Here is a 17,868-nt window from a genome sequence, read left to right on the forward strand (position 1 = left end):
TATCCCACTCCTTGAAAAGCGCTTACAAATAGGATACTATTAATTTGAAATAAAGCGCTTTCGTAAACTATCAAGGGGGAACACGCTATGACGAAACAGATGGTGACAGGAATTATCGGTGCAGGGCGCATCGGCAAACTTCATGTTCAAAATATACATCGGATTCCTCATATGAAAATAAAAGCGGTTTCTGATATTTCTGCAAGCTGTTTACAGGATTGGGCCGCCAGTCACCACATTGAATACATAACCGCTGACTATAGAGATTTATTGCTTGATCCTGATATTGACGCTGTTTTTATCTGTTCGCCAACAAACACACATGCGCAAATCATCAGAGAAGCAGCCGAGGCGAAAAAACATATTTTTTGTGAAAAACCAATCAGTTTTTCTCCTGATGAAACGAAGGAGGCACTTGCGGCCGTGCGGAAACATGGGGTTAAGCTGCAAGTCGGATTTAACCGCCGTTTCGACCCTCATTTTAAGAAAATCAAAACCATTGTCTCAAATGGTGAAATCGGCCCGCCTCATTTATTAAAAATTACGTCACGGGACCCTGAACCCCCGAATGTTGATTATGTCCGCACATCAGGCGGCTTATTTATCGATATGTCGATTCACGATTTTGATATGGCGAGATACATCATGGGAAGTGAAGTGACGGAAGTGTATGCAAAAGGAGCGGCTTTGGTGAATCCGTCCTTTGCAGAGCTGGGGGACATTGATACGGCTGTCATTACCTTGACATTTGCAAACGGTGCCATGGGTGTGATAGACAACAGCCGTCAAGCTGTGTACGGATATGACCAGCGGGTCGAGGTTTTCGGCACGAAAGGCTCGGCAGCAGCGGATAACAGCAGGCCGACGACGGTAGAAGTGTCAACGGCTGACTTTGTCATGAAGGATAAACCGCATTTCTTTTTTCTTGAACGCTATAAGGAAGCCTACACAGAAGAGATTCTTCAGTTTGCAGATGCGATCAAAACCAATCGGGAGACTGCCTGCACCGGCGAGGACGGCTTTCAGGCGGAACGAATAGCAAGGGCGGCTCAGCAGTCGCTCGCTTTAGGCATGCCTGTCAGCATTGAACATACTGAAAAAATTGTTTTTTAATATTCAGATAAAGGGATTACAATACAGCAAGCTTGGGTATATACATTCCATTGATACTTTATAAAAAGTAGGCGGTGGAAATCATGAATACAGCACATGCTAAAGGAAATGCTTTAAACAAAATCGGTATTCCTTCTCACATGATTTGGGGTTATATTGGTGTGGTCATCTTTATGGTTGGAGACGGACTTGAGCAAGGATGGCTGTCTCCTTTTCTTGTTGATCACGGTCTCAGTATGCAGCAATCTGCTTCGCTGTTTACGGTGTATGGCATTGCTGTCACGATTTCGGCTTGGCTATCAGGAACCTTTGTCCAGACTTGGGGGCCAAGAAAGACGATGACGGTCGGTTTACTTGCTTTTATCCTCGGTTCGGTTGCTTTTATCGGCTGGGCGATTCCTCATATGTACTATCCGGCTCTCTTGGGCAGCTACGCGCTCAGGGGCTTGGGATACCCGCTGTTTGCATACTCGTTTCTTGTATGGGTATCATACAGCACCTCTCAGCAAATCCTTGGTAAAGCCGTCGGCTGGTTTTGGTTTATGTTTACGTGCGGCCTGAACGTGCTTGGACCGTTTTATTCGAGCTATGCGGTTCCGGCGATTGGAGAAATCAATACGCTTTGGAGCGCTTTACTATTTGTGGCAGCAGGCGGAGTTCTCGCACTGTTTTTTAATAAAGATAAATTTATGCCTGTACAAAAACAAGATCAGCCGAAATGGAAAGAGCTGTCGAAGGCGTTTACAATTATGTTTGAAAATCCTAAAGTCGGCATCGGCGGCGTAGTCAAGACAATAAATGCTATCGGACAATTCGGATTTGCGATATTTCTTCCGACCTATTTGGCGCGTTACGGCTATTCTGTTTCAGAATGGCTGCAAATTTGGGGGACGCTGTTTTTTGTCAACATTGTATTTAACATCATTTTCGGCGCGGTCGGAGATAAACTGGGCTGGCGCAATACTGTCATGTGGTTTGGCGGAGTCGGCTGCGGCATTTTTACACTGGCGCTCTATTACACGCCGCAATTGATCGGGCATCAGTACTGGGTGCTGATGATCATTGCCTGCTGCTACGGTGCGGCACTGGCCGGATATGTTCCATTAAGCGCGCTTTTGCCGACGCTTGCGCCTGATAACAAAGGTGCTGCCATGTCTGTGTTAAATCTGGGGTCGGGTCTGTGCGCTTTTATTGCTCCCGGCATCGTGAGCCTTTTTATCGGCCCGCTCGGCGCAGGCGGCGTGATATGGATTTTTGCGGCATTATATTTTCTCAGTGCTTTCCTGACACAATTTCTGACGATTTCAGAACGGCACGCCGATATGTATCCAGAGGAACGGCTTGTCAGGAAAAATGTGCAAACAAATTTTGAGGAAACGGTTAAGCAGTAGCCTCTTTGGTCAGACTAGTCATAAACGTGTGCAAAGAGGTGTAAAGGGTGAAACGATTTAGCACTGCGTATCTGTTGCTGGGGATTTTATGCTCAGCCGCAGCTTTTCTAATGGGCGCTCCCCGCGCGTCAGGGGCGGAAGTGGAGCACTATGAACCGCTGCAAGTGCATGTGCAGCTTGAAAAAGTGTATTTGGATGGAGAGGTCAGCATCGAGCATAAGCGTGAAAAGGTGCTGTCCATGGATGACTTTTGGGCGGATTATGCGGGATGGACGCTTGTCGAACATAAAAATGGGTACGTTCTATTTCGGAAGCAGGTGGACGATATTTCTCCGCTCAGCAAGGTGAATGGTTATATCGGCGTTTCTGACAGCGGAGTAATTTCCACATTTCATGGACGGCCGGAGTCGGATTCTGAACCGATTCAATCTTTTTTTCAAATTGACTTAGAAAGACTGGAGAGCCATATGCAAAAAAATCTCGAAAAAGGCATTCCGTTTCGGACGAAAGCGGAGTTTGAAGATGTCATAGAACATATCAAGACGTACAGCGGGTGACCACTGCTGATTGAAGACATGTGCTCATGTCTTTTTTTTCGTGGAACAATGAATGAGAAGCGAACATATGTTAACTTTTCTTTAAGCCTTTGGCTGTTTTTATGGTACAATGAAGAACAGTCAAAGAGGTGAATTTTCGTGATCGAATTTGTTAAAGGGACGATTGATTATGTATCTCCCCAATATATTGTGATAGAAAACGGCGGCATCGGCTATCAGATTTTTACGCCAAATCCGTTTATATATAAGGAGAGAAGTCAAGAAACCATTTTTACGTACCATCATGTAAGAGAAGATGCGTTTTTACTATACGGCTTTTCAACAAGGGAGGAAAAAGCGCTCTTTACAAAGCTGTTAAATGTGACCGGAATCGGTCCAAAAGGGGCACTCGCCATTTTGGGATCAGGTGACCCGGGAGCGGTCATTCAAGCAATTGAAAATGAAGATGAAGCCTTTTTAGTCAAGTTTCCGGGTGTCGGCAAAAAAACTGCTCGCCAGATTATCCTTGATTTAAAAGGAAAGCTGGCTGACGTCGTGCCTGAAATGATTGAAAATCTGTTCAATCATGAAGAAAGACTTGAAAAACAAACGGCAGAAACGGCGCTTGAAGAAGCACTCGAGGCCCTCAGGGTACTTGGTTATGCCGAAAAAGAAATCAAAAAGGTACTTCCTCACTTAAAAGAGGATATTGGTCTGACAACAGACCAGTACGTAAAAAAAGCATTACAAAAACTATTGAAGTAAGGTGATGTTCATGGATGAACGGCTCGTCTCAAGTGAAGCAGACAACCATGAATCAGTGATAGAGCAAAGCCTGAGGCCTCAGCGCCTGGTTCAATACATCGGGCAGCATAAGGTAAAAGAGAATTTGCGTGTTTTTATAGATGCCGCAAAAATGAGACAGGAAACGCTTGATCATGTTCTTTTATACGGTCCGCCAGGGCTTGGAAAAACGACGCTTGCTTCCATCGTTGCCAACGAAATGGGAGTGGAGTTGCGGACGACTTCGGGACCTGCGATTGAAAGGCCGGGTGATTTGGCTGCGATCTTAACGGCGCTCGAGCCGGGGGATGTATTATTTATCGATGAGATACATAGGCTGCACAGATCGATTGAAGAGGTGCTTTATCCGGCAATGGAAGATTTTTGTCTTGATATTGTCATTGGAAAAGGGCCTTCTGCCCGTTCAGTCCGTCTTGATCTTCCGCCTTTTACACTGGTCGGCGCCACGACAAGAGTAGGGCTTTTGACTGCGCCTTTAAGAGATCGATTCGGCGTCATGTCGCGGCTTGAGTATTATACACAAGAAGAGCTTGCTGATATTGTTACGAGAACGGCTGATGTGTTTGAGGTTGAAATTGATCAGCCGTCAGCGCTTGAGATTGCCAGAAGATCAAGAGGAACGCCGCGGGTGGCCAACCGCCTGCTGAGAAGGGTCCGGGATTTTGCACAGGTGTTAGGCGACAGCCGGATTACAGAAGAGATTTCTCAGGACGCTTTGGAGCGGCTTCAAGTCGACCGTCTTGGTTTGGATCACATTGATCACAAGCTGCTGATGGGAATGATCGAAAAATTTAACGGCGGTCCGGTGGGGCTTGATACGATTTCAGCCACGATCGGCGAAGAACCGCATACGATTGAAGATGTATACGAACCGTATCTTCTGCAAATCGGTTTTATCCAGAGAACGCCGCGGGGAAGGATCGTCACACCGGCCGTTTATCATCATTTTCAAATGGAGGCTCCCCGATATGACTGAATTTCCTAAGATCATTATGATTCTTGGTGCTGTTTTGCTTATTATCGGAGCGGTTTTGCATTTTGTCGGCAAGATGCCGGGAGATATTTTTGTGAAAAAAGGAAATGTGACGTTTTTCTTCCCGGTTGTCACTTGTATTATCATAAGTGTGGTATTATCAATCTTGCTTAATCTTTTCGGCAGAATGAAATAACAAAAGACTAGAATAAAGGTGAAATTATGAAAGTTGATTTATTTGATTTTGAACTTCCGGAACGTTTAATTGCACAGGTGCCATTGGAACAGCGTGACGCTTCAAGGCTGATGGTGCTTGATAAACATACAGGAGAGCTGACAGACAGCTCGTTTAAACAGATTATCAGTTTCTTTAAAGAAGGGGATTGTCTCGTGCTGAACAATACCCGCGTTTTGCCTGCCCGGTTATTTGGAACAAAAGAGGATACGGGGGCAAAAGTAGAACTGCTTTTGCTGAAACAGGAAGCCGGTGACAGGTGGGAAACGCTCGTCAAACCGGCAAAACGGGTAAAAAAAGGAACCGTTGTAACATTTGGGGACGGCAGATTAAAAGCTGTCTGCACGGAAGAGCTGGAGCATGGCGGCAGAAAAGTTGAGTTCCAATACGACGGTATTTTTTACGAGGTGCTGGAATCACTCGGAGAAATGCCGCTTCCGCCATATATTAAGGAACAGCTTGATGACAGAGAGCGCTACCAAACGGTGTTTTCAAAAGAAATCGGATCTGCCGCTGCGCCTACAGCCGGTCTTCATTTCACGGAAGACATTTTAGAGCAGCTGAAGGACAAAGGTGTTCAGATTGAGTTCATCACACTGCATGTCGGTCTCGGAACGTTTCGTCCGGTCAGTGCCGATGAAGTGGAAGAGCATAATATGCATGCAGAGTTCTATCAAATGTCAGAAGAAACGGCCGCGGCTTTAAACAGCGTAAGGGAGAAGGGCGGACGGATTATTTCTGTCGGCACGACCTCAACCCGCACGCTTGAAACGATTGCCGGTGAACATGATGGGCGATTTAAAGCATCAAGCGGATGGACATCTATTTTTATTTATCCGGGCTATGAATTCAAAGCCATTGACGGAATGATTACAAACTTTCACTTGCCGAAATCGTCATTGATTATGCTGGTCAGTGCGCTTGCAGGCAGAGAAAACGTTCTGCGTGCGTATAACCATGCGGTTGAAGAAGAATACCGTTTCTTCAGCTTCGGCGACGCAATGCTGATTATATAAATTGAGAACAGGAGGCCTCATAAAAAGTGGCTGAACAACCAATACGCTATGAATTTATAAAAGAATGCAAACAAACAGGGGCGCGCCTGGGCAGAGTGCATACTCCCCACGGCTCCTTTGAAACGCCTGTTTTTATGCCGGTCGGCACACTGGCGACAGTCAAAACAATGGCGCCTGAAGAGCTGAAGGCAATGGACGCGGGCATCATATTAAGCAACACATATCACCTATGGCTTCGCCCGGGACAGGATATTGTAAAAGAAGCGGGCGGACTCCATAAATTTATGAACTGGGACCGCGCAATTTTAACAGATTCCGGCGGTTTTCAGGTCTTTTCATTAAGCAAGTTTCGTAATATAGAGGAAGAGGGCGTTCACTTCCGCAATCACTTAAATGGAGATAAGCTGTTTTTATCTCCGGAAAAAGCGATGGAGATCCAAAACGCACTCGGCTCTGATATTATGATGGCATTTGACGAATGCCCGCCATATCCGGCAGAATACGATTACATGAAACGGTCAGTTGAGCGGACAAGCCGCTGGGCTGAACGCTGCCTGAATGCCCATGCCCGGCAGGACGAGCAAGGCCTGTTTGGTATTGTTCAGGGGGGAGAATACGAAGATTTGCGTACACAAAGCGCGAAAGACTTGATTTCCCTTGATTTTCCGGGATATGCTATAGGTGGATTGTCCGTTGGTGAACCGAAAGACGTTATGAACCGGGTGCTTGAATTTACGACACCGCTTTTACCGAAGGATAAGCCGAGGTATCTGATGGGAGTCGGTTCTCCGGATGCTCTGATTGACGGAGCGATCCGCGGAGTAGACATGTTTGACTGTGTGCTGCCTACCCGTATTGCACGGAACGGCACGGTGTTTACTGCTGAAGGACGGCTCAATATGAAAAACGCAAAATTTGAGAGAGACTTCCGTCCGATTGATGAAGAGTGTGATTGCTACACATGTAAAAATTACACACGGGCGTATATCAGACACTTGATTCGCTGCAATGAAACGTTTGGACTCCGATTAACAACTTACCATAACCTTCATTTTCTGTTACACTTAATGGAGCAGGTAAGACAGGCTATTCGCGAGGATCGTCTGGGTGATTTCAGAGAAGAGTTCTTTGAGCGTTACGGCTATAACAAGCCAAATGCGAAAAGCTTCTAATATAAAAAGCCATAATGGCAAGTTTGTTTCAGAAAGGGGGGAAAAAGATGACAGGTACTTTAGGTACATTAGTTCCTATTATTTTAATGTTTGCGGTTCTTTATTTCTTGCTGATCCGTCCGCAGCAGAAGCAGCAAAAAGCTGTGCGTCGAATGCAGGAGGAACTGAAAAAAGGCGATTCAGTCGTGACAATCGGTGGATTGCACGGTACAGTTGACTCTATCGACGAAAGCAAAGTCGTCATTAAGACTGGTGATAACACACGTCTTACTTTCGACCGCCGCGCGATCAGAGAAACTTCTGCTGCTGAATAACAGCAGGAGTTCATACATAGCAAACAAAAAAAGAGCGGGTAACCCCCGCTCTTTTTTTATTAGGAAGATCTGCTTCCTCTCAAATTCACTCCGAAAATGCCGCCAAGCATACATACGCCTAAAAAGCCAAGATGGAAGAGCAGCTGTTCTGCTGTAAATGTTTTTCCGAATCCCAGATATTGAAACAGTAAAATAATCAAGGAAAAGCTTAAAGCAGTCAATGCCCCAATCAGCCATCCTCTTTCCTTCCCTTTCCCGCCAGATATGAATCCGCCGATAAATAAAGAAAGAAATGATACGGCGGTGATCAGCCAGTTGAATGATGATTCTTCAAGCGAGGTTGCTGTCAGTAAAAGTGAAACGGCTAAACTCGTTAGGAGCATGGCTGAAAAAATAGCGATTAAGCCGTAGAGTATGCCTTTTCCAACTTGTTTCGTTTCCTCCATGAATTTCTCCTCCCTGCCTATCTATAAAGGCTTCTGTTCTTTTTAAACAAAGCCTCAGACATGCTGATGGCTCGTCTTTGTAAAAATGTATTCCCTCGTTCCGTGAATTAGACGTAAAAGCTTTATGAAATACGATCACTTTTTCTTACATAAATCGTATGTTTTGTTGCATGCTATGATGAGTTGGAGGTGCATGATGGAAGAGCTTCTTACTATAACGTTTCGCACAGTCGTATTATATTTTGTGATCCTGATTATTTTTCGTTTCATGGGCAAGCGGGAGATCGGAGAGCTTAGTATATTAGATCTCGTTGTCTTTATCATGATGGCAGAAATTGCTGTCCTGGCCATAGAAAACGTAGAGGACCATCTGTTTCATACCATTTTGCCAATGCTTGTGCTAATGATGATCCAAGTGACGTTTGCATACATATCCTTAAAAAACCGGAACGTACGTCAGCTTCTTGACGGCAAGCCCACCATTATCATTAAATACGGAAAAATTGACGAAAACGCCATGAAATCACAGCGTTATAATTTTGATGATTTGATGGTTCAGCTAAGAGAAAATAATATCGACAGAGTGGCTGATGTATCATTTGCTATATTAGAGCCGTCAGGCAAACTGACTGTCGTAAAAAAACAAAACAATGATGAACATAGACAGCTGGAGATGCCGCTTATCATTGACGGTGACATTCAAACTGAGAACCTGGCCCGGATCGGCAAAGATAACCAGTGGCTTGAGGAGAATTTATTGAAACAGGGATATACGAATCCTTCAGCTATATCATTTTGTTCGTTTACTGACGGCGAATTTTTTATTGATGAAAAAGATGGGCGCCGCACCTGATTTTCATCGGACGATCAGGCGTCCGATAATAGGGATGCGGCGAAGCTCATCTTTTTTGATTAAACGGAAAACGAGCAGCAAGATGATATAGAAAACAGCGCTTATCGCAATCCATCCGGCAACATTCACAGCCTCCGACTCTCCGAACCGCACATATTGTTTGACAGCAGAGCTGAGGAACCCGCATATAAAAATAACCGCAAAGCAGAGCACGTACTCTTTTATTTTGATGCTGATCGGCAGCACTTTGCTCACTGTCGCTGCATGCAAAAGGGTGACGAGCACCATGCCCGTTACAATCGCTAATGCAGCACCCATGATGCCGAGAGACGGTCTCGTGGCAAGGACGAAAATAAGGCCTGTTTTTACAAGGGCTCCGATCAAGCTGTTCATCATTGCAGCTCCTGCTAAATTGAGCGCCTGCAGCACAGCCTGAAGCGGACCCTGGAAATAATAAAGCAGAAAAAACGGAGCCATGACTTTTATAAACACAGCTGCGCCTGAGGACCCATACATCACGCTCATCAGCTCATCCGCAAACACATATAAAATCACTACTGAAATGCCCCCGCTAAGCAGGCACAGCCGCATGGCCTGCTCCAATCGGTATTCAACCACCTGAAGTTTTTTCTGTTCCATTCCTTCACTTATCGCAGGAACAAGCGCGGTCGACAAAGAATATGTAATAAAGCTGGGCAGAGTCAGCAGCGTCATGGCAAAGCCGGTCAGTTCCCCGTATTGCTTTGTAGCCGCAACTGTCGCCACTCCGGCAATTGCAAGGCTTTGCGCGACAACAATGGGTTCAAAAAACCAAGACAGGTTGCCGATAAAACGGCTGCCGGTTGTAGGAAGTGAGACGCTCATTAATTGAGAAAAAGTTTCTTTTCCATTTTTAATCGATTGAAAAAAATGTTTTCTGATTTTCATTGTCTTTTTGAATTTGAAACAAATGAATAAATAAACAAGTGACGCCAGCTCTCCTGCAACTGAAGAAAGCATGGCTCCCGCTGCGGCATATTCAATTCCGTAAGGGAGAAAAATCGTCGTACATACAGCCACGAGAGAAATGCGGACGACCTGTTCCAGGACTTGTGAAACGGCAAGCGGGTTCATGTTTTGTTTTCCTTGAAAATACCCTCTCAGCACACTGGATATGGCGATAATCGGCACGACCGGAGTAATGGCCAAGAGGGGGTACAGCGTCCTCTGATCTGTCAGCATGGTTTCCGCCATTACCGGGGCGAAAAATAAAAATAGCGGTGTGAAAATCAGGCTGAGAATCCCAGTGATGGTAAGAGACATGACTAAAATATTTTTCGTTTTTTGATGATCTCCGCGTGCGCTGGCTTCAGCGACAAGCTTACTGATCGCGACGGGAAGACCGAATTGAGTTAATGTAGTGGCTAAGAAAAAGGTAGGAGCCGCCATCATATAGAGCCCGACCCCTTCTTCACCGATAAATCGGGCGATGACCACCCGGTTGACAAAGCCGAGCATTCTTGTGACCATCCCTGCTGCGATAAGGATAAGAGTGCCCTTTAAAAACGTCTGTTTCGCCATTTTTACCCCCTGCCTTCTCAAACTACCTGGAATCATATACAATAAAGATATGCGTATATATCGTCCAAGCATGACAAGTCTTCTTGAAAAACAATAAAAAAGGAGCGTGGAATTCGTGGATAAGCATCCAGCCGATCTGTATAAAGACCACGTAAGGCCGTTTCTTTACAGCAAACTGGAAGAGTTTAAGATTCTGGGATATGATGATGTTGAGCTCGATAGTTTGTGGTCATACTTAAAAAACAAGAAGTGGAAAAAGAAATCGGAGCTGCACATCTATGAACTGACAAGGGATATTTTATCAGTGAAAATTGGAGAATTTATGAACTATGCAACTGTTGAGTCATTTAAAGCGTCTAATTGGCTGGGCAGTGAAGAAGGTCAGGAAGCATTGGAAGAACTACTGAGGTAGCAGTTGATCTGCATAGGTTTAAGGGAGGATATACATAATGAAAAAAGGACGCTTGATTGCGTTTTTCCTTTTCGTTCTATTGATTGGCACGGGGCTGGGCTACTTTACAAAGCCTGCTGCAAACAATATTACGTTAGGATTGGATTTGCAAGGAGGATTTGAGGTGCTGTATGACGTACAGCCCGTAAAAAAAGGTGACAAAATCACAAAAGACGTTCTGGTCAGCACAGTAGAGGCTTTGAACCGCAGGGCGAATGTCCTCGGTGTCAGTGAACCGAACATCCAAATTGAAGGAAATAACCGGATTCGTGTTCAGCTCGCTGGTGTGACAAACCAAAACAGAGCGCGGGAAATTTTGGCGACTGAGGCTCAGCTTTCTTTCAGAGATGCAAATGATAAAGAATTGCTGAATGGTGCGGATCTCGTCGAAAACGGCGCACAACAAACTTATGATAGTACAACAAATGAACCGATTGTCACTATCAAATTGAAAGACGCTGATAAATTCGGAGAAGTGACGAAAAAGGTCATGAATATGGCGCCAAACAACCAGCTTGTTATTTGGCTGGATTACGAAAAAGGCGATTCTTTTAAAAAAGAAGTTCAGAAAGAGAACCCTAAATATGTTTCCGCTCCGAATGTAAGCCAGGAATTAAATACAAAAGATGTAAAAATTGAAGGGCATTTTAAAGTCCAGGAAGCGAAAGATTTAGCCAGCATTTTAAATGCCGGGGCGCTGCCTGTTAAACTGACTGAAAAATACTCAACATCAGTAGGCGCACAATTTGGACAGCAGGCGCTGCATGATACGGTGTTTGCGGGTATTGTCGGAATAGCTATTATTTTCCTATTTATGCTTTTCTATTACCGCCTGCCAGGATTGATTGCGGTGATTACGCTATCAGTTTATGTATACATTACGCTCCAGATTTTTGACTGGATGAACGCTGTTCTCACTCTTCCGGGAATAGCCGCACTCATTTTAGGCGTCGGGATGGCTGTAGATGCCAACATCATCACCTATGAGCGGATTAAGGAAGAGCTTAAGCTAGGAAAATCCGTCCGTTCTGCCTTCCGCTCAGGAAACAGACGGTCATTTGCGACGATTTTTGACGCGAATATTACAACCATTATTGCAGCGGTTGTGCTCTTTGTCTTTGGGACAAGTTCTGTTAAAGGGTTTGCGACAATGCTGATTCTGTCGATTCTGACAAGCTTTATTACCGCAGTCTTCTTATCAAGATTTCTGCTCTCGCTTCTTGTGGAAAGCAGATGGTTAGACCGGAAAAAAGGCTGGTTTGGCGTCAAAAAGAAACATATTGTGGACATCCAGGACACAGATGAAAATACAGAACCGTATACGCCGTTCCAAAAATGGGATTTTACGAGCAAGCGAAACTTTTTCTTTATTTTCTCAAGTGCAGTTACCGTTGCCGGGATTATTATTCTGCTTGTATTTAAACTGAATCTGGGCATTGACTTTGCGAGCGGCGCACGGATTGAAGTGCAAAGTGACCATAAGCTCACGACAGAGCAGGTGGAGAAGGACTTTGCATCACTTGGCATGGAACCTGACACGGTTGTCTTGTCAGGCGAAAAGAGCAATATTGGTGTTGCCCGCTTTGTAGGAGTGCCTGATAAAGAAACCATTGCAAAAGTGAAAGATTACTTTAAAGACAAGTACGGATCCGAGCCGAATGTCAGCACGGTGTCACCTACTGTTGGTAAAGAACTGGCGAGAAATGCATTGTACGCAGTAGCCATTGCTTCAATCGGAATCATTATTTACGTTTCCATCCGATTCGAGTACAAAATGGCGATTGCTGCGATTGTTTCACTGCTTTATGATGCTTTCTTTATCGTCACTTTTTTCAGCATTACAAGGCTGGAGGTAGATGTTACCTTTATTGCGGCCGTCCTGACGATTGTCGGTTATTCGATTAACGATACAATCGTTACATTTGACAGGGTTCGCGAGCATATGAAAAAGCGCAAGCCGAAAACGTTTGCCGATTTGAGCCATATCGTAAACCTAAGCTTGCAGCAAACCTTTACAAGATCCATTAATACTGTATTAACTGTAGTGATTGTTGTCATAACACTGCTGATCTTTGGGGCATCTTCTATTACAAACTTCTCAATCGCTCTATTGGTTGGGCTGTTAACAGGTGTTTATTCATCTCTCTACATTGCCGCGCAAATTTGGCTTGTTTGGAAAGGGAAAGAATTAAAAAAAGGTACGGAACAATAGAGTAACTGTCAGGCTGTCCATTATGGGCAGCCTGATTTTTTGGCGTTTGATTGATCTTAAAATAGACATTTGCTATAATGACATACGCTTACAATTAAACATATAAATGGTGTGAAGAGGATTTGTGACAGGTTTTCATTTATGTGGGAGGGTTTGGGTATGAAGGTTCGCGAGTCGGAGCTGCCGGGTATCGGGCAAAAAGTTGAGATTGTCACCAGAAACCAAGATAAAATATCAATTATCATTCATGACGACGGCAGAAGAGAGCTGTATTATTTTGACGAAAATGATCATGAAGAATGTGTGACATCCGTACAGTTTGATGATGCGGAAGCGAGGCAGATTTCTGCGATTCTGGGCGGGATGGCATATAAACCGAAAGCGTTAGAAACCGTGGAAGTGGCTCTTGACGATTTGATCATAGAATGGTTTAAAGCAGAAGCAGGAGCACCAGCCGTTCACAAGACAATCGGTGATTTGGACGTGCGGCAGGAATATCAAGCGACAGTCATCGCTATATTAAAGAAGAATCAGAAAAAGCAATTGAATCCAGGGTCTGAAACAGTGATAGAAGAAGGAGATACACTCGTCATCTCTGGAGAGAGAGACGGACTGAAGAGGCTGATCCGTGAAAAATTAACCGCACTGGGGGCTTGACCTCGCGTCAAGCCATGTTTAAAACCAATGTGAATAGGGAAACTAACCTCAATAAGTGAAGTTTGGGGGTAATCGAATGAACAAACAATGGACGATTATATTTGCACTTATTTTTACGTTGCTTGTTGCTGTTTTTGCAGTCATTAATGTAAGATCCGTAGAAGTTGATTACCTGTTTGGCAGATCAGAGTGGCCGCTTATTCTAGTCATTTTAGGTTCAGTACTGATGGGGGCGCTGATCGTTTTTTCTGCCGGAATTTTTCAAGTCATGAAATTAAAGAGAGAAATAAAAGCGTTGCGGAAAGAAACCAAAACCGCACAGGATGTGATACATAACCAAGAGGATGCTCATTTGAATGATGTTCAAGCCGACACACAGGATGCATCCGCCATTATTGAGAAAAAAGACTAGTTTTCGAATTATATTTGAAACCCCTCAGCCTGCTCTAGTATAATAGGGTGGTTGAGGGGTGAATTTATGTTAGCGTCAAAAATGCGATGGGAAATCCAGCGACCAGATCAGGAAAAGGTCAAATCACTCACAGAACAATTGGACATAACACCTCTTGTTGCGTCGCTGCTTGTAAAAAGAGGCTTTGATACGGCAGAAAACGCGAGGCTGTTTTTACATACAAAGGATACCGAATTCTATGATCCCTATGAGATGAAGGGGATGAAAGAAGCGGTAGAACGAATAAAACAGGCGATTTCACAACAAGAACAGATTATGATATATGGCGATTATGACGCCGATGGAGTTACCAGTACGTCAGTGATGCTGCACACTTTGCAAAAGCTGTCGGCGCAAGTTGATTTTTATATACCTGACCGGTTTAAAGAAGGCTACGGCCCTAATGAACAGGCATTTCGCTCGATTAAAGAACGAGGCTTCTCACTCATTATTACGGTTGATACGGGGATTGCCGCTGTCCATGAAGCGAAGGTAGCAAAGGAACTTGGCTTAGATGTCATCATTACCGACCACCATGAGCCTGGACCGGAGCTTCCGGATGTCCATGCGATCGTTCACCCGAAGCAGCCTGGCTGCACCTATCCTTTTAAGGAGCTTGCAGGAGTGGGCGTGGCGTTTAAGCTTGCCCACGCATTATTGGGCGAATTGCCAGATGAACTTCTTGACCTGGCGGCAATCGGCACCATTGCCGATCTAGTTCCGCTGCATGATGAAAACAGATTAATTGCAACATTAGGTCTCGAAAAGCTCCGGCGGACGAACCGGCTTGGCTTAAAAGAACTGATTAAGCTCTCAGGCGGAGAAATCGGAGAAGCGAACGAAGAAACCGTCGGATTTCAGCTCGCACCGAGACTGAACGCAGTCGGAAGAATTGAACAGGCCGATCCTGCTGTTCATTTGCTGATGTCAGAGGACCCGTTTGAAGCGGAAGAGCTTGCCGCTGAAATCGATCAGCTTAATAAAGAACGGCAAAAGATGGTCAGCAAAATGACGGATGAAGCGATTGAAATGGTTGAACAAGAAGGGCTTAATCAAACTGCGGTTGTCGTGGCAAAAGCAGGATGGAATCCCGGAGTCGTCGGAATTGTTGCTTCAAAGCTTGTAGACCGTTTTTACCGCCCGGCCATTGTCCTTGGAATTGATGAAGAAAAAGGGATCGCCAAAGGTTCGGCACGAAGCATCAGGGGATTTAATTTGTTTGAAAGCCTTTCTGAATGCAGAGATATTCTTCCGCACTTTGGAGGCCATCCAATGGCGGCTGGCATGACGCTGAATGCCGAAGATGTGCCGGAATTGCGGAACAGGCTGAATGAGATAGCTGACAATACGCTTACAGAAGAAGATTTTATTCCTGTACAGGAAGTAGACCTCGTATGCAGCGTGGAGGACATTACGGTTGAAAGCATCACAGAGATGAATCTGCTTTCCCCCTTCGGCATGCTGAATCCGAAACCGCATGTGATGGTAGAAAACGCAGTGCTGGAAGATGTCCGCAAAATCGGGGCGAATAAAAATCATGTCAAAATGACGATTAGAAACGATTCCTCCCAGCTTGACTGCGTCGGTTTTAACAAAGGCGAGCTTGAGGAAAGTATAGTGCCCGGTTCAAAAATTTCGATTGTTGGTGAAATGTCGATCAATGAATGGAATAACAGAAAAAAACCGCAGCTGATGATCAAGGATGCGGCTGTTGCTGAATGGCAGCTGTTTGACTTAAGAGGAAAACGCACGTGGAAAGATACGGTTTCCGCCCTTCCGTCTGATAAACGAGTCATTGTCTCCTTCAAAGAAGAAACCGCAATGCTTCTTCAGTCTGAAGATCTTCGCCATGACGTGCACGTTATCAGTTCTGAAGACCAAGCGAAGGCATATGAACTTGACGGTGCATATATTGTATTACTGGATTCACCGCCTTCGCTGGACATGCTCGCACGTTTGTTGGAAGGCAAAGCGCCTGAGCGGATTTACTTCATCTTTCTCAATCATGAGGAACACTTTTTATCATCTTTTCCGGCAAGAGACCACTTTAAATGGTATTATGCATTCTTGCTGAAAAGAGGCACTTTTGACTTGAATAAACACGGCTCAGAGCTTGCGAGGCATAAAGGCTGGTCCGTTGAAACAATCAATTTCATGACAAAGGTGTTTTTTGATCTCGGTTTTGTTAAAATAGAGAATGGTGTGCTGTCTGTAATAAGCGGAGCGAAAAAACGCGATTTAACAGACTCGCAAACATATCAAGCAAAACAGCAGCTGATGGAGCTGGATCAAAAGCTGAATTATTCTGCGGCTGAAGAGCTGAAGGAATGGCTGAATAAGCTGATGAAACAAGATTCAGAGGCTTATGAAAGTACGAGGAGGACATAAAACAGATGGATTTAAAACAATACGTAACAATTGTACCGGATTACCCGAAAGAGGGCGTGCAATTTAAAGATATTACGACACTGATGGATAAAGGCGATGTCTATCGCTATGCAACAGATCAAATTGTGGAATATGCGAAAGAAAAACAAATTGATTTGGTTGTCGGTCCAGAGGCACGCGGCTTTATTATCGGCTGTCCGGTTGCCTACGCGCTTGGCGTCGGTTTTGCACCGGTGCGCAAAGAAGGCAAATTGCCGCGTGAGGTCATCAAAGTGGATTACGGTTTGGAGTATGGCAAAGACGTATTAACGATCCACAAAGATGCGATTTTACCAGGCCAGCGTGTGCTTATTACAGATGACCTGCTTGCAACAGGCGGCACAATTGAAGCAACAATCAAACTTGTTGAGGAGCTTGGCGGCATTGTAGCTGGTATCGCTTTCTTAATCGAGCTTTCTTACCTTGATGGCAGAAATAAACTTGATAATTATGACATCTTAACATTAATGAAATACTAAAGATAACCTCATAAAGGAAAAAGCACTCGATACAGGGTGCTTTTTTCCTATTGTTTTGCATTTATTTGATATATTATTTGGTGATTTGAACTTCTGCTCTTTACATCTATCGTTTTTTTCTTGATAATAAACTACAATACAGTTTACATTTTAAAAAAGGTGATTCCATGGCGAACGAACAAGTATTGACTGCCGAGCAAGTTATTGATAAAGCGCGCAGTTATCTATCCGATGAGCATATCGCATTTGTCGAAAAAGCATACCTGTACGCTGAAGATGCTCATCGCGAGCAATACCGCAAATCAGGCGAGCCTTACATTATTCATCCGATTCAGGTTGCGGGAATTCTCGTTGATCTTGAAATGGATCCATCCACAATCGCGGGCGGATTTCTGCATGATGTAGTGGAGGATACTGATGTGACGCTTGATGACCTGAAGGAAGCATTCTCCGAGGAAGTGGCAATGCTTGTGGACGGTGTAACGAAGCTCGGTAAAATTAAATATAAATCTCAAGAGGAACAGCAGGCGGAAAATCATCGCAAAATGTTTGTCGCTATGGCTCAAGATATCCGGGTCATACTGATCAAGCTGGCGGATCGTCTTCACAATATGCGGACACTGAAACATCTTCCCCAAGAAAAACAGCGTAGAATTTCTAATGAAACGCTGGAAATTTTTGCTCCTTTGGCTCATCGCCTCGGGATTTCAAAGATTAAATGGGAACTGGAAGATACGGCGCTCCGTTATTTGAATCCTCAGCAATATTACAGAATTGT

18 protein-coding genes and 1 pseudogene are annotated in these 17,868 nt (G+C 44.6%); 17 read left to right on the top strand and 2 right to left on the bottom strand.

What is annotated here, in order from left to right; translation table 11 throughout:
* Positions 1–87: 87 nt before the first annotated feature.
* The 9 genes from iolG to yajC all read left to right on the top strand — a co-directional run bounded on the left by iolG (position 88) and on the right by yajC (position 7,554).
* On the top strand, positions 88–1,113 hold the full coding sequence (gene iolG / locus CJU60_RS16095; protein WP_024122333.1) for an inositol 2-dehydrogenase: 1,026 nt from the start codon (positions 88–90) through the stop codon (positions 1,111–1,113).
* Positions 1,114–1,196: 83 nt separating this feature from the next.
* Positions 1,197–2,504, top strand: coding sequence for an MFS transporter (locus tag CJU60_RS16100; RefSeq protein ID WP_024122332.1), 1,308 nt, complete (start codon positions 1,197–1,199; stop codon positions 2,502–2,504).
* A 47-nt stretch (positions 2,505–2,551) separates the two neighbouring features.
* Positions 2,552–3,061 carry an intercompartmental signaling factor BofC gene (locus CJU60_RS16105; RefSeq protein ID WP_024122331.1) on the top strand — a complete coding sequence of 170 codons (510 nt, stop codon included), beginning with the start codon at positions 2,552–2,554 and terminating at the stop codon, positions 3,059–3,061.
* A 138-nt stretch (positions 3,062–3,199) separates the two neighbouring features.
* Positions 3,200–3,805, top strand: a complete 606-nt coding sequence (gene ruvA / locus CJU60_RS16110; RefSeq protein WP_024122330.1) for a Holliday junction branch migration protein RuvA — start codon at positions 3,200–3,202, stop codon at positions 3,803–3,805.
* A gap of 10 nt (positions 3,806–3,815) precedes the next feature.
* On the top strand, positions 3,816–4,820 hold the full coding sequence (gene ruvB, locus CJU60_RS16115) for a Holliday junction branch migration DNA helicase RuvB (RefSeq protein ID WP_024122329.1): 1,005 nt from the start codon (positions 3,816–3,818) through the stop codon (positions 4,818–4,820).
* Positions 4,813–5,013, top strand: a complete 201-nt coding sequence (locus CJU60_RS16120; protein WP_003222669.1) for a DUF2905 domain-containing protein — start codon at positions 4,813–4,815, stop codon at positions 5,011–5,013. Before ruvB ends, CJU60_RS16120 begins: the two co-directional genes overlap by 8 nt.
* A gap of 26 nt (positions 5,014–5,039) precedes the next feature.
* Positions 5,040–6,068 (top strand): tRNA preQ1(34) S-adenosylmethionine ribosyltransferase-isomerase QueA, encoded by a 1,029-nt coding sequence (gene queA / locus CJU60_RS16125; RefSeq protein ID WP_095714302.1) that lies wholly within the window; start codon positions 5,040–5,042, stop codon positions 6,066–6,068.
* A 26-nt stretch (positions 6,069–6,094) separates the two neighbouring features.
* Positions 6,095–7,240 (top strand): tRNA guanosine(34) transglycosylase Tgt, encoded by a 1,146-nt coding sequence (gene tgt, locus CJU60_RS16130; protein WP_024122326.1) that lies wholly within the window; start codon positions 6,095–6,097, stop codon positions 7,238–7,240.
* Between the two features lie 47 nt (positions 7,241–7,287).
* Positions 7,288–7,554 carry a preprotein translocase subunit YajC gene (gene yajC / locus CJU60_RS16135; protein ID WP_024122325.1) on the top strand — a complete coding sequence of 89 codons (267 nt, stop codon included), beginning with the start codon at positions 7,288–7,290 and terminating at the stop codon, positions 7,552–7,554.
* A gap of 59 nt (positions 7,555–7,613) precedes the next feature.
* On the opposite strand, the gene CJU60_RS16140 is transcribed toward yajC, so the two are convergent.
* Positions 7,614–8,000 carry a TIGR04086 family membrane protein gene (locus CJU60_RS16140; RefSeq protein WP_024122324.1) on the bottom strand — a complete coding sequence of 129 codons (387 nt, stop codon included), beginning with the start codon at positions 7,998–8,000 and terminating at the stop codon, positions 7,614–7,616.
* A gap of 196 nt (positions 8,001–8,196) precedes the next feature.
* On the opposite strand from CJU60_RS16140, the gene CJU60_RS16145 reads away from it, so the two are divergent.
* Positions 8,197–8,853: a DUF421 domain-containing protein gene (locus CJU60_RS16145; protein ID WP_095714303.1), complete on the top strand. Its 657-nt coding sequence runs from the start codon at positions 8,197–8,199 to the stop codon at positions 8,851–8,853.
* 3 nt (positions 8,854–8,856) lie between these two features.
* Here the strand turns inward: CJU60_RS16145 and spoVB are convergent, their stop codons facing one another.
* Positions 8,857–10,413, bottom strand: a complete 1,557-nt coding sequence (gene spoVB / locus CJU60_RS16150) for a stage V sporulation protein B (protein ID WP_024122322.1) — start codon at positions 10,411–10,413, stop codon at positions 8,857–8,859.
* Positions 10,414–10,528: 115 nt separating this feature from the next.
* Between spoVB and CJU60_RS16155 the strand changes: the two genes are divergently transcribed.
* The 7 genes and pseudogenes from CJU60_RS16155 to relA all read left to right on the top strand — a co-directional run.
* Positions 10,529–10,825, top strand: a complete 297-nt coding sequence (locus tag CJU60_RS16155) for a post-transcriptional regulator (RefSeq protein WP_095714304.1) — start codon at positions 10,529–10,531, stop codon at positions 10,823–10,825.
* A gap of 37 nt (positions 10,826–10,862) precedes the next feature.
* Positions 10,863–13,076, top strand: a complete 2,214-nt coding sequence (gene secDF, locus CJU60_RS16160) for a protein translocase subunit SecDF (RefSeq protein WP_095714305.1) — start codon at positions 10,863–10,865, stop codon at positions 13,074–13,076.
* 159 nt (positions 13,077–13,235) lie between these two features.
* On the top strand, positions 13,236–13,733 hold the full coding sequence (locus tag CJU60_RS16165; RefSeq protein WP_024122319.1) for a cation:proton antiporter regulatory subunit: 498 nt from the start codon (positions 13,236–13,238) through the stop codon (positions 13,731–13,733).
* Between the two features lie 76 nt (positions 13,734–13,809).
* Positions 13,810–14,145, top strand: a complete 336-nt coding sequence (locus tag CJU60_RS16170) for a LapA family protein (RefSeq protein ID WP_024122318.1) — start codon at positions 13,810–13,812, stop codon at positions 14,143–14,145.
* A 66-nt stretch (positions 14,146–14,211) separates the two neighbouring features.
* Complete coding sequence (recJ, locus tag CJU60_RS16175) at positions 14,212–16,572, top strand: single-stranded-DNA-specific exonuclease RecJ (RefSeq protein ID WP_095714306.1); 2,361 nt, start codon at positions 14,212–14,214, stop codon at positions 16,570–16,572.
* A 5-nt stretch (positions 16,573–16,577) separates the two neighbouring features.
* Positions 16,578–17,090 carry an adenine phosphoribosyltransferase gene (locus CJU60_RS16180; RefSeq protein ID WP_010335123.1) on the top strand — a complete coding sequence of 171 codons (513 nt, stop codon included), beginning with the start codon at positions 16,578–16,580 and terminating at the stop codon, positions 17,088–17,090.
* 167 nt (positions 17,091–17,257) lie between these two features.
* Positions 17,258–17,868 (top strand): annotated as a pseudogene (gene relA, locus CJU60_RS16185) (GTP diphosphokinase); the annotation flags it as partial.

It is taken from the genome of Bacillus sp. 7705b, from assembly GCF_002289525.1.
Classification (GTDB): Bacteria; Bacillota; Bacilli; order Bacillales; family Bacillaceae; genus Bacillus; species Bacillus halotolerans.

Bases quoted from the DNA above. Each gene is read 5' to 3' on its own strand.
- CJU60_RS16165 (WP_024122319.1), top strand. From the start codon at position 13,236: ATGAAGGTTCGCGAGTCGGAGCTGCCGGGTATCGGGCAAAAAGTTGAG.
- yajC (WP_024122325.1), top strand. From the start codon at position 7,288: ATGACAGGTACTTTAGGTACATTAGTTCCTATTATTTTAATGTTTGCG.
- CJU60_RS16180 (WP_010335123.1), top strand. From the start codon at position 16,578: ATGGATTTAAAACAATACGTAACAATTGTACCGGATTACCCGAAAGAG.
- ruvB (WP_024122329.1), top strand. From the start codon at position 3,816: ATGGATGAACGGCTCGTCTCAAGTGAAGCAGACAACCATGAATCAGTG.
- secDF (WP_095714305.1), top strand. From the start codon at position 10,863: ATGAAAAAAGGACGCTTGATTGCGTTTTTCCTTTTCGTTCTATTGATT.
- spoVB (WP_024122322.1), bottom strand. From the start codon at position 10,413: ATGGCGAAACAGACGTTTTTAAAGGGCACTCTTATCCTTATCGCAGCA.
- iolG (WP_024122333.1), top strand. From the start codon at position 88: ATGACGAAACAGATGGTGACAGGAATTATCGGTGCAGGGCGCATCGGC.
- CJU60_RS16170 (WP_024122318.1), top strand. From the start codon at position 13,810: ATGAACAAACAATGGACGATTATATTTGCACTTATTTTTACGTTGCTT.
- CJU60_RS16140 (WP_024122324.1), bottom strand. From the start codon at position 8,000: ATGGAGGAAACGAAACAAGTTGGAAAAGGCATACTCTACGGCTTAATC.
- CJU60_RS16100 (WP_024122332.1), top strand. From the start codon at position 1,197: ATGAATACAGCACATGCTAAAGGAAATGCTTTAAACAAAATCGGTATT.
- CJU60_RS16145 (WP_095714303.1), top strand. From the start codon at position 8,197: ATGGAAGAGCTTCTTACTATAACGTTTCGCACAGTCGTATTATATTTT.
- queA (WP_095714302.1), top strand. From the start codon at position 5,040: ATGAAAGTTGATTTATTTGATTTTGAACTTCCGGAACGTTTAATTGCA.
- CJU60_RS16120 (WP_003222669.1), top strand. From the start codon at position 4,813: ATGACTGAATTTCCTAAGATCATTATGATTCTTGGTGCTGTTTTGCTT.
- recJ (WP_095714306.1), top strand. From the start codon at position 14,212: ATGTTAGCGTCAAAAATGCGATGGGAAATCCAGCGACCAGATCAGGAA.